The sequence below is a fragment of the Robiginitalea sp. genome (genome assembly GCF_049588695.1).
In the GTDB taxonomy this organism is placed as follows: domain Bacteria; phylum Bacteroidota; class Bacteroidia; order Flavobacteriales; family Flavobacteriaceae; genus Robiginitalea.
This window is the reverse complement of the sequence record NZ_JBAVZJ010000064.1, coordinates 1-11,794: the sequence shown is the minus strand read 5'-3', so window position 1 is coordinate 11,794 and position 11,794 is coordinate 1. Positions and strand designations below refer to the sequence as shown.

The window sequence follows — 11,794 nt, the reverse complement described above, 5'->3', positions numbered from 1 at the left end:
ACACGGAAACGACCGTATTATATTCAGGATCCCATGGTCAGCACGGGTTCTGCCGATTGGCGGAACTTCAAAGGTTCAGGTTACGACCGGGGGCACCTTTGTCCGGCCGGGGACCGTAAATTTTCTGAAACCGCATATAATCAAACCTTTTACACCAGTAACATCAGTCCCCAGGATCGGCAATTCAATGCTGGAATCTGGAATGAACTCGAGCAACAGGTTCGGCGCTGGGCCCGAAGGTATGGCAGACTCCATGTGATTACCGGGGGCGTGCTGGGGGAAGGGCTTTATACCATAGGGACGGAGGATGTCGCCGTGCCCGAAGCGTATTACAAAGTAGTCATCCGTGGGGAGGGAACTGATATTCGCGTAATTGGGTTTCTGATTCCAAATACGGAGACGGCTCTTCAGCCCGAGGCATTCCTGATTTCCCTGGACGATCTTGAAGCGTTGACGGGGCTGGATTTTTTTCCGCAATTATCTGAACAGGCCCAACAGTATGTTGAAAGCACCGTTGATTCCGGTCCGTGGAGTTTCTAATTCCACTCCTTCAACCGGTTGGCATCCAGGCGGAGAAAAATAAAGAGCAGCAGGGTGAAGCCGATTAAACCGGAACCTCCATAGCTAAAGAAAGGCAGGGGAATCCCAATGGTAGGCAGCACCCCGATTACCATTCCGATATTGATGAAATAATGGATCAGGAGGATGGAAACCACGCCATAGCCGTACATCCGGCTAAAAGGGTTTTTCTGGCGCTCGGCAAGGTGTACCAACCTCAGAAGCAGTATCGTAAAAAGGAGGACGACGGCACTGGTGCCCAAAAAGCCCCATTCTTCACCCACCGTAGTAAAGATGTAATCTGTATGTTGCTCGGGAACAAAATCCCCCTTGGTGCGCGTCCCTTCCAGAAATCCCTTTCCAAAGAACCCCCCGGATTCTATAGCCTTTTCGGACTGGTATGTATTGTATCCGATAGTCTTTCGGATTTCTTCGAGTTTATCGGGGTCTTTTTCCAGGCGTAGCCAGAGGCTGAAACGGTCCCGGTGGCGTTGTTCAAATACATTTTCAAAGACAAAATTAACCGAGAGTGAAAAGGCCAGGGTGAGCACATAAAACCCGATGACCGGAATAACGGGAATCCGAACGGATGGTTTTTTCAGCAGGAAAATGATACCCACGATCAGGGCCAGGCCTATGGCTACCCAAACGGAGCCGAACATCAGGGTGCATATAAAAATGAGGATTGCGAGAAACCCAATGGCCAGGTACCACAGCGGGAGTCCTTCGCGGAACAGTACAAAGATTAGGGAAAAAAACACCAGGGCACTTCCGGGATCAGGCTGGGGAATGATCAAAAGCGCGGGCAGGAGTATAATCAGTAGGGACATCATCTGGTCTTTGCGCCTTTTGATGTCCGTCTGGATGTCGCTCAGGTATTTGGCCAGTGCCAGGGCGGTGGCTGTTTTGGCAAGCTCGGAAGGCTGCAGGTTAAAGAACCCGAGGTCGTACCATGACGTTGCCCCTGCAATGGTTTTTCCAAAGGCAAAAAGGCCGAGGAGCAGGACCAGGGCTATGATATAAAAAACACTGGAAAAGCGTTCGTAAAAACTGGCTTCCAGTGCCATGACAAGTACGATAAACGCGAGGCTGATGCCGATAAACATAAGCTGTTTTCCGTAGAGCTGGCTCGTGTCAAAAATGGAAGTGCTTTCTTCGGTAAAGGTGCTGGAATAGATGTTGACCCAACCCATGGCCAGGAGGAGGAAAAAGATCAGGACGCAGACCCAATCAACCCGGCGCAGGGCGCTGTTACCAGACATACTCGTTGATCTTGAATTCGGATCCGCTATAGGGTTTGGCGTACTCGTCCTCCAGCGTCTTTTCCAGCATGCGTTTTTCGAGATCTTTTCGGCTGATTTCCCCCTTAAGGTATTTTTCAATCATCAGGGATGCGATGTGGCCCGCATAACGCGCACCGTAGTATCCGTTTTCAATATAGACTGCGATAGCAATCTGTGGATTGTCTACCGGGGCAAAAGCGACGAATACAGAGTGGTCCGTGAGTTGGGTGCGGACTCCTTCAATGCGGGTATAATTCTCTACGGTCCCGGTTTTACCGGCGATTTCTATCCCGGGGACCTGTAGCCATTTTGCGGTTCCTTTAGCATATACATCGGCCATCCCCTGTACCACGGGATCAAAGTGTTCCGGATCGATTGTGGTGTATTTGCGCTGGGTGAAATCCGGGTTGTCAATGGTCTCATCCCCGATTTTCTTTAAAAAGTGAGGCGTGTAATAAAATCCCCTGTTGGCGATGGCGGCTGTCATATTAGCCAATTGAATGGGTGTGGCGGCCACTTCTCCCTGTCCTATGGCATTGGATATGATGTAGGTGGAGGTCCAGCGGCCATCCCCGTATACCTTGTCGTAATAGGCTTTATTGGGAATCCGGCCCGGCCGTCCTGTGGGTAGGTCATAGCCCAGGTAATCACCCAGGCCAAAACTCTTCATGTGTTTTTCCCAGACGTCCATAGCCTCATCTGTAGTTTCGAAACTCTCGTAAAACTTTCGGAAGGTCCCGGCAAAGTAGGCGTTGCAGGATTTGTAAATCCCACTGTTCATGGTCCTTAGCCCGCCCCCGCAATGGCAACCCCTTTTTGTCCTCCCTACATAGAAGCCATTATAGCAGCGGAAGGTAGTTTCAGTACTGACTACACCTTCCTGGAGGGCCGCAAGTGCCTGCAAGGTTTTAAAAGGGGATCCGGGTGAGGGTTCGGCAAGGATGGAACGGTCCCAGGTGGGCTTGGAGATAGAGTCGTTGTGTAGCCTGCTGTAATTTCTGGAGCGTTCCCGCCCGACGAGGAGTTCGGGAAGATAAGTAGGCCCTGAAATCATAGAGAGTATTTCCCCGCTACCGGGTTCAATGGCCACGATGCCTCCGCGTTTTCCCACCATCAGGCGCTCTCCGTACTCCTGGAGTTTTTTGTCCAGGGTGATGTGGATTTTCGTGCCGGCTTTGGCCAGGGTATCTAAACTTCCTTCCTGATACGGGCCTATGACCCTGTTAAATCGGTCTTTCTGAATGTATTTTTTGCCCTTTCTACCCCTGAGCACATCTTCGTATTGTTTTTCAATACCCGTACGTCCGGTGAGCTCTCCGAGTTCGTAATAGGGATTGCTTTTTAAATCCCATTCGTTAACCTCACTGATATACCCGAGGACACTTGCCCCGGCATTGGTATCGTAATCCCTGAGGGATCTTTTTTCGATGTAGAATCCCCTGTATTTACGCATCTTCTCCTGTAGGCTCGCGTAGTCCTCTTTGGAGAGCTGAGGGACCAGAACCGATGGAAGGCGGGGTGAGTAGACCCGGGCCTTTTCCATTCGTTTTATAAAATGCTCCCGGGTGATGCCGAGCATGGAACAAAACTCCAGGGTGTCTAACGGCTTTACATCCCGGGGAACGACCATGACGTCGTAGGCGGGTTGATTGGCCACCAACAGGTCTCCGTTGCGGTCGTAAATATAACCGCGCTCCGGGTAGTCATAAACTATAGTCACCGCCGGGTCTTCCAGAATTTGGTTAGGGGAAAAGCGAAAAACCTGCAGATAAGACAACCTGCTGAGGAAGGTGATTCCTATCAGAATAATCAGGGATGACAGTACCAGTTTCTTCATGGCAATACCCGCTGGGGTGTGTTAATCTTTTCTTCCCGAAAACAAGGCGATCAAAAGTACTCCAAATACGAAAGTACTCCCACCGGTAAAGAGAATCCGTTTCAAAATTAAGAGCAAATTCGGCAAACTAAAAATTTCCAACCCAAAGAATGTCAGGTGGTGGATCCCTATTAATAACGCCAAAAAGCTGTATTGTTGTACACGAGTCGAACTGGCAATCCGAAAATTTTGAAATTCCATATTCACCCCAAAAACAAAACGCATTATGGGGTACCTGAAGAAAGCTGTGGTCAGGGCTGCAGCCGTATGCAGGGCCATGGTATCTGAAAACAGGTCGATACTAAAACCCAGGAGAAAAGCCAGGGCGATCAAAAGCGTGCGATTATCCTGTACCGGGTACCAGAAAAAGAACAGGATATAGACCATCGGGTTGATGCTCCCAAGGATATTCAGGTGGTTAAAAACCAATACCTGGGCCAATACCAAACCGATGAACTGTATGGCCTCCCAAACGTACTTATCGGTCATCAGCTACCTCTTTTTCCAGATTCAGTACTTCAGGCCTGTTGCGATTCCTGATAATGTATGCCTGTCTCAGATTCGTCATATCATTGAAGAGCCTCACATTAATGGTGTAGGAGCTGCCCGCCTGATTGAGGTCAAAATCTTCGATGGTGCCTATGGGGATATTTTCGGGGAAAATACTGGACATACCCCCTGTGACAATTGTATCTCCTACCTTCATCGGCGCCGGATCCAGGCGGGGGATATCCTCTAATTGTACCCTCATATAATCCTTCTGGTTCCAAATCAGGGAACCAAAATAGTCCGTATGCCGGATTTTGGCGTTGATATTGGACTTTGAATTCAGCACACTCTGAACGGAGGCAAATCCGGAACTGCTTTTTTCCACAATCCCAAGGATCCCTTTGGATGTGATGACCCCCATGTCTTGCAGGATACTATCGCTTTTTCCGCGGTCCAGGGTGATATAGTTATCTGGTTCGGCATAACTATTTTTAACGACACGGGCCGATATGATCTCGTATGTCAGGCGTGAGGTATCCATCTCAATAGTATCCCTGGTCCTTGTATTGAACCACATGGATCGCAACCATTCATTCTCTTGTTTCAGTTTCTCATTCTCTTCTCTTAGGTTGAAATAGCCACGGATGGAAGCGTTAACGCCGTAAATATTCCCGGTGAGCCAGTTTGCCGAATTAAAATACCGGGCCTGGTGGTAGTTGTTGTTCTGGATGGTCAGGAAAATGGAAATGATAAACAGGAATAGGTAGAGCAACGTATTCTTATTGTTCAGAATAAAATTAATGATGCGTTGCATGCACGTGCCCTAAAATAGATGAGCGGGTAGGGGGCTATCCGCCGGAGTTACTTAATAAGGATGCTCTTATATCGTTCCAGATTTTTAAGTGCGATACCGGTACCCCTTACAACGGCCCGGAGCGGGTCTTCTGCAATGTACACGGGCAGGTCTGTTTTTTGTGAAAGGCGCCGGTCTAACCCGCGGAGCATAGAGCCTCCCCCAGCCAGATAAATCCCCGTGTTATAGATGTCGGCAGCGAGTTCCGGGGGGGTCTGCGACAGGGTTTCCATGACAGCGTCCTCTACCCTGAGGATAGATTTGTCAAGGGCCTTGGCTATTTCCCTATAGGTGATGGAGACCTGTTTGGGTTTCCCGGTAAGCAGGTCCCTTCCCTGTACGGACATTTCATCCGGTGGGGATTGCAGGTCTTCTGTGGCGGAGCCTATTTTTATCTTAATGTTTTCTGCAGTGCTTTCACCCACATAAAGGTTGTGCTGGGTGCGCATGTAATAAATGATGTCATTGGTAAAGACATCACCCGCGATTTTGACCGATTTATCGCAAACAATCCCGCCCAGGGCAATTACGGCGATCTCGGTAGTTCCCCCTCCGATATCGACGATCATGTTTCCTTTAGGTTGCATAATGTCCAGGCCGATTCCAATAGCTGCAGCCATGGGCTCGTGGATGAGGTATACCTCTTTGCCGTTCACCCGTTCTGCTGATTCCTTAACCGCCCGCATCTCCACTTCCGTAATTCCGGAAGGAATACAAATGACCATTCTCAAAGCCGGGGGAAACCACTTTTTCTTTAAGGCCGGAATGTTTTTGATAAACATGTTTATCATCTTTTCCGAGGCGTCAAAGTCTGCGATAACCCCATCCTTCAGGGGTCGTATGGTCTTTATGTTTTCATGGGTCTTTCCCTGCATCATATTCGCCTCCCTGCCCACGGCGATGATTTTACCGCTGATTCGATCCCGTGCCACTATGGAGGGGCTGTCCACAACTACTTTGTCATCGTGAATGATCAGGGTGTTCGCCGTGCCCAGATCGATGGCTATTTCTTCAGTCAGGAAGTCGAAAAATCCCATTCGTATTTAGTTAGTTTCCCGATGAACGGGCAAATTTTATCGTCAAAAGTAGTAAAATTAATGCTTAAAATGACGTGTTCCGGTCATTACCATTGACATCCCGTTTTCATTGCAATAATCGATGCTCAACTGGTCTTTTATGGAACCCCCGGGTTGGATTACCGCCTTTATACCGCTTTTTCCCGCGATCTCCACGCAATCCGGGAATGGGAAAAAGGCATCGCTGGCCATAACGGCACCCTGCAGGTCAAAACCAAATGAAGTCGCCTTGTGTATTGCCTGGTTCAGCGCATCCACCCGTGAGGTCTGGCCCGTACCGCTGGCGCAAAGCTGCTTGTTTTTAACCAGTACGATGGTGTTGGATTTGGTATGCATACAGATCCGGGAAGCAAATAGCAGGTCTTCCCTCTCCCGATCTGACGGCGCTGTCTCAGTAGCCAATGTCAGGTCTTCGGCCTGGTCTGTTTTTGTATCCCGGTCCTGGAACAGGATCCCGTTGAGGCATGTCCGGATAATTGTGCCGGGTAACTCCCAGTGTTTCTGAACCAGCAGTATTCGATTTTTCTTCCCCTTGAGGATTTCCAGAGCATCGCTTTCAAAAGATGGGGCAATAACCACTTCACAGAAAAGGCTGTGGATCTTTTCGGCAGTGGCGACGTCAATAGGGCTATTGCTGATCAGGATTCCGCCAAAGGCAGAAACAGGGTCGCCGGCAAGGGCATCGCTATACGCCTCGGATAGGGTTGTGCGTGTCGCCAGGCCACAGGCGTTGTTGTGTTTTAAAATAGCAAAGGTGGGGGCGTCGTCTTTGAATTCTGCCATGAGGTTGACCGCAGCGTCAATATCGAGCAGGTTATTATAGGAGAGGGCTTTCCCGTGAAGCTGGTCGAACAAGCCGTTAAAATCGCCGTAAAACCGCCCTTCCTGATGCGGGTTTTCGCCATAGCGAAGAGTTCTTCCCGCCAACAGGCTCAATTTAAATGCAGGAATGTCCTGGCTTTGGTTGAAATAATTAAAAATGGCACTGTCGTAATGAGAGGAAGTGTTGAAGGCCCGTGCTGCAAACAACTGGCGTTCTTCCAGGGTGGTTTCTCCAGAGGAGCGTTCCAGCAATTCCAGAAATTCGGAATAGTCCTCCATGGAAGATACACAAAGGACATCCCGGTAATTTTTGGCAGCTGCCCGGATCAGGGAAATCCCTCCAATATCGATCTTTTCAATAATATCAGCTTCAGAAGCCCCCTCGGCTACCGTTTTTTCAAAAGGGTACAAATCTACAACTACAATATCCAGAGCGGGTATTTCGTAGGCCGTCAGCTGTTCCTGGTCGCCCTCCAGGTCCCTTCTTCCCAGTATTCCGCCGAACACTTTGGGGTGCAGGGTTTTTACCCGGCCACCGAGGATGGACGGATATCCGGTGATGTTTTCTACAGCTGTTACGGGAAGGCCCAGGTCGCGAATAAAAGCTTCGGTACCCCCGGTGGAATAAAGGGCTATCCCCAGGTCGTGGAGTTTCCGCACAACCGGCTCCAAACCGTCTTTGTGGAATACTGAAATAAGGGCAGAACCCGCTTTTTTGGAATCACTCATGTCAATCGGAATTGTAAAGGGTTTCAGAGGGGTAAAAGTACTCCATTTGGGAGTAAAAATCCCACAGGGGTTATCAACAATACAGGAGAAGTTTTAAAGAATATGGGCGACCTCTTCGCAGACGAATTCCAGAAAGCGCTCGTCCTTGTCTGAAAAAGGGTCAGGGGTATGGGAATCGATATCGAGTTGCCCGATATTGGAGCCATCGACAAAAATCGGAATCACGATTTCCGCCTTGACGTTTATACTGCAGGCGATGTAATTATCCTGATCAGCCACGTCGGGCACTACGAAGTTTTGGTTGCTCAGGGCCACCTGTCCGCAAATGCCTTTTCCGAATGGGATAATGGTATGGTCTGTGGGATCACCGGCATAAGGTCCCAGTTTGAGCTCCTCCAGGGTTCCATTTCTGAAATAAAAGCCAACCCAGTCATATGCGGGTATTTCATTTTTCAGCAGGTTGCAAACCTCCTGCAGGCGGTCGGTGACCGAAAGGGCTGAATCCCTAAGGACTTCCAGAACATGGGGTTTTAATGCATCGAACATATAGGATGAGAATTAGGAAATGGAAAGTACAAAAGAATCTGCTCGTCAGAAAAGGGTATTACAAAAAAAACCGGCGGGATTTCCCGCCGGTTTTTACAATTGGACTCTGGGGTCCGTGAATTACATCATACCTGGCATTCCGCCACCTCCCATTGGGGGGCCTGCGGGGACATCTTCTTTGATGTCGGTCAGGGCGCACTCCGTAGTGAGGATCATACCGGCAACAGAGGCCGCATTTTCCAATGCAATACGGGTCACTTTCTTGGGATCAATGATCCCGGCCTTCATCATATCGACGTACTTTTCAGATTTGGCGTCATATCCGAAATCTCCTTTTCCTTCATGAACCTTGCTGACCACAACGGAACCTTCTCCTCCGGCATTTTCAACAATGGTGCGAAGGGGAGCCTCGATAGCACGTGCCACAATCGCCAATCCGGTTTCTTCATCTGCGTTTTCAACTTTAACTTTTGAAAGGACAGACTTGGCGCGAACCAGGGCCACACCACCTCCGGCAACAATACCTTCTTCCACAGCCGCGCGGGTTGCGTGAAGGGCATCGTCTACCCGGTCTTTTTTCTCCTTCATCTCTACTTCAGATGCAGCACCCACATAGAGTACCGCGACACCGCCGGCCAATTTGGCCAGACGCTCCTGAAGTTTTTCCTTATCGTAGTCAGAAGTCGTAGATTCAATCTGAGACTTGATCTGGCTTACGCGGGCTTTGATATCCTTGGCAGATCCGGATCCGTTCACCAGGGTGGTGTTGTCCTTGTCAATGCTCACTTTTTCACAAGTACCGAGCATATCGACAGAGGCGTTTTCCAGGGTGAATCCACGCTCTTCGGAAATTACGGTACCTCCTGTTAAAATGGCGATATCTTCAAGCATCGCTTTTCTGCGATCTCCAAATCCGGGCGCTTTAACAGCCGCGATTTTGAGGCTTCCGCGAAGTTTGTTCACAACCAGTGTGGCCAGGGCCTCTCCGTCCACATCTTCTGCGATGATCAACAGGGGCTTTCCGGATTGAGCTACCGGTTCGAGGACGGGAAGCAAATCCTTCATAGTCGAGATCTTCTTGTCAAAAAGAAGGATGTAAGGGCTGTCCAGTTCTGAAATCATCTTCTCAGAATCGGTAACGAAATAAGGGGAAAGGTACCCGCGATCGAATTGCATACCTTCTACAACATCCACATAGGTGTCTGTACCTTTGGCCTCTTCCACGGTGATAACACCTTCCTTGCCGACTTTCTTGAAAGCCTGGGCGATCAGTTCGCCAATAGCTTCTTCGTTGTTGGCCGAGATAGACGCTACCTGCTTGATCTTATCGGAAGAATCTCCTACTTTTTTGGATTGCTTGTCGAGGTTCTCAACAATGGCCTCTACCGCCTTGTCGATCCCGCGTTTGAGGTCCATTGGGTTTGCACCTGCAGCTACGTTTTTAAGTCCTTCTTTAACGATGGACTGAGCCAGTACGGTTGCCGTAGTGGTTCCGTCACCGGCCAGATCGTTGGTTTTGGAAGCTACTTCCTTAACCATTTGGGCGCCCATATTTTCCAGGGCATCTTCCAATTCGATTTCCTTGGCGACGGTCACACCGTCCTTGGTAACCACAGGGGCTCCGAAAGACTTGCTGATGATCACATTACGTCCTTTAGGACCCAGGGTTACTTTTACGGCATCTGCAAGGGCATTTACGCCTCGCTTCAGTCCGTCTCTTGCTTCAATATCAAAGGTTATATCTTTTGCCATAATACTTTTAGAATTTTAGTTGGATTAAAAAAACAGGGAAGTCCACTGTCTGTATTTTGTTCCGTTTCTTTAAATGATTGCGAGGATATCGCTTTCCCGCATCATTAGGTAATCTGAACCATCGAATTTGAGCTCGGTACCGGAGTATTTGCCGTAGAGTACGGTATCTCCTTCTTTCACAGTCATGTCCTCGTCCTTGGTGCCGGGCCCGACAGCGACAACTTTCCCTTTTTGAGGTTTTTCTTTTGCCGTATCTGGAATAATGATGCCAGAGGCTGTTTTGGTCTCGGCAGCCATAGGTTCAACCAGGACTCGGTCTGCCAATGGTTTGATGTTTACTTTAGCCATATTAATCGCTTTTAAATTGATTTAAAGTTTCGCTCTTTGGAGGCATAAACTATGCCAGTACTAAAAAACTGACAGTTTGTAAAACAAAAATGCCAGCTTGTCATTTAAGCTGGCATTTTGAAATTTTATACTGCACTTATTGCAGGGTGTCTATCGGACTTGTACCATCCTGAGCCGGAAGTTCTTCCGGGATTTCATCGGGGAGGGATTCCGGAACACTTTCTACTCCATCTTGTTGGAGCAGTTTGGATTCGGCTTCCTGAAAGTTGGATTTCAGTGCGACGTTTGAAAGCAGGATGAGGACGATCAGGATCGTGGCAAGGGTCCAGGTAGATTTGTCCAGGAAATCCCCGGTTTTCTTTACCCCGCCTACAACCTGGTTTCCCCCACCGCCAAAGGAAGAAGAAAGCCCGCCACCTTTAGGGTTCTGTACCATAACAACGAGCATCAATAACAGACACACAATGATGATCAGAATTAAGAATATGGAAAAAGTGCTCATGAGAATCGCTGCTATTTTTTGGCCCGGAGTTTCTCCACGGCCTTAATTTGGTCTGCAAAGAAACTACTTTTTTCCGGATATTTCAAAATCAGGATCCGGTAGGCCTGAATCGCCTTTTTAAACTTTCCCTGTTCCAGATATACACGAGCCAGGGTTTCAGTCATCAATTGATTTTTATCGATCTTCAGAGACTGTGAAATATCGACCTTTGGGGTGTCCGTATCCCCTGGTTTTATTTTCGGGTTGTCTGCAATGAAGCGGTCGATCAATTCGAATTTTTTTTCCCGATCCGAATCTGCTTCCCGGGTTTCCTGTTGATTTTCGATTTCGGCAGTTTCAGCTGCCTCTTTTTGTACGGCCTTGGGAGCCATTTGCGTCAGCTGCAACCATTGGGAGAAAGAATGCCGCTCATCTCTGGTAAACTCCAGGGGGCTTCCAATTTTTAGTTTCTCTTTGGCTTCTGCCTTAGCCAGCTCGAGGTTTTTATCCATTTCGGGATCCTTGGAGCGAAAGAGTTTCGGGTCGAGGATCTTATCCGCCTCTTCCGTATTTCTCGGCAGGGGGCTGTCTTCCTCCTTTTGGATCATATCCGTGTCCCTTTCCGGGTTGGGAATCACTTCTTCAGAGATGATTTCCTGATCGGCCAGGGTGTGCTGGCCCGATATCGCATCGGCGATTCGGTTTGGGATAAATTCTTCTGAGGTTATCAGGTCAAAAAGTACTTCCCGGTCTGCGGTGCAGGCCGCAGTGGCCTTCAGGGCCTGGTTGTATTTGTAACTGTTCAGGTGCTTTAAACCATACAGTTGCATGGCCCGGGCGGCCTGAAACCAGGGGTAGTTCTCAATCAACTCTTCGAGTTGCCCGGTCTGGGCCTCGGTTTGAACCGCCTTGGGATCTCTGAGCAGGTATGTAAAATCTGATACGTTCATTGTCTTACCAGTCGGCCAGGGACCGGGTAAA

Annotated in this window: 12 protein-coding genes; 1 reads left to right on the top strand and 11 read right to left on the bottom strand. The window is 49.0% G+C overall.

Going from position 1 to position 11,794, the window contains the following annotated elements; genetic code table 11:
- A partial coding sequence (locus WBV75_RS01380; protein ID WP_424118872.1) for a DNA/RNA non-specific endonuclease occupies positions 1–540 on the top strand: 540 nt, incomplete at its 5' end.
- Here WBV75_RS01380 and rodA read toward each other — a convergent pair.
- The 11 genes from rodA to WBV75_RS01325 form a co-directional block, all read right to left on the bottom strand.
- Entirely contained in the window at positions 537–1,820 is a 1,284-nt protein-coding gene (rodA, locus tag WBV75_RS01375; RefSeq protein ID WP_424118871.1) for a rod shape-determining protein RodA, read from the bottom strand. The two genes, WBV75_RS01380 and rodA, sit on opposite strands and share 4 nt — an antisense overlap.
- The gene (locus tag WBV75_RS01370; protein ID WP_424118870.1) at positions 1,810–3,678 is read right to left on the bottom strand and encodes a peptidoglycan D,D-transpeptidase FtsI family protein; all 1,869 of its coding nucleotides are present in this window, start codon (positions 3,676–3,678) and stop codon (positions 1,810–1,812) included. The genes rodA and WBV75_RS01370 overlap by 11 nt, the downstream gene beginning before the upstream one ends.
- A 21-nt stretch (positions 3,679–3,699) precedes the next feature.
- Positions 3,700–4,206: a rod shape-determining protein MreD gene (locus WBV75_RS01365; protein ID WP_424118869.1), complete on the bottom strand. Its 507-nt coding sequence runs from the start codon at positions 4,204–4,206 to the stop codon at positions 3,700–3,702.
- Positions 4,196–5,020 carry a rod shape-determining protein MreC gene (gene mreC, locus WBV75_RS01360; RefSeq protein ID WP_424118868.1) on the bottom strand — a complete coding sequence of 275 codons (825 nt, stop codon included), beginning with the start codon at positions 5,018–5,020 and terminating at the stop codon, positions 4,196–4,198. Before mreC ends, WBV75_RS01365 begins: the two co-directional genes overlap by 11 nt.
- A 47-nt stretch (positions 5,021–5,067) precedes the next feature.
- Positions 5,068–6,096 (bottom strand): rod shape-determining protein, encoded by a 1,029-nt coding sequence (locus WBV75_RS01355; protein ID WP_424118867.1) that lies wholly within the window; start codon positions 6,094–6,096, stop codon positions 5,068–5,070.
- 57 nt (positions 6,097–6,153) lie between these two features.
- Positions 6,154–7,686: a bifunctional phosphoribosylaminoimidazolecarboxamide formyltransferase/IMP cyclohydrolase gene (purH, locus tag WBV75_RS01350; RefSeq protein WP_424118866.1), complete on the bottom strand. Its 1,533-nt coding sequence runs from the start codon at positions 7,684–7,686 to the stop codon at positions 6,154–6,156.
- A 93-nt stretch (positions 7,687–7,779) separates the two neighbouring features.
- On the bottom strand, positions 7,780–8,232 hold the full coding sequence (locus tag WBV75_RS01345; protein WP_424118865.1) for a GAF domain-containing protein: 453 nt from the start codon (positions 8,230–8,232) through the stop codon (positions 7,780–7,782).
- 120 nt (positions 8,233–8,352) lie between these two features.
- A complete protein-coding gene (groL, locus tag WBV75_RS01340) occupies positions 8,353–9,984 on the bottom strand; it encodes a chaperonin GroEL (protein ID WP_424118864.1) in 1,632 nt (543 codons plus the stop codon).
- 69 nt (positions 9,985–10,053) lie between these two features.
- Complete coding sequence (locus WBV75_RS01335) at positions 10,054–10,332, bottom strand: co-chaperone GroES (RefSeq protein ID WP_424118863.1); 279 nt, start codon at positions 10,330–10,332, stop codon at positions 10,054–10,056.
- 136 nt (positions 10,333–10,468) lie between these two features.
- Positions 10,469–10,834: a preprotein translocase subunit SecG gene (secG, locus tag WBV75_RS01330; protein WP_424118862.1), complete on the bottom strand. Its 366-nt coding sequence runs from the start codon at positions 10,832–10,834 to the stop codon at positions 10,469–10,471.
- Between the two features lie 11 nt (positions 10,835–10,845).
- Positions 10,846–11,794: tetratricopeptide repeat protein (locus tag WBV75_RS01325; RefSeq protein WP_424118861.1), on the bottom strand; the 949-nt coding region annotated here is incomplete at its 5' end.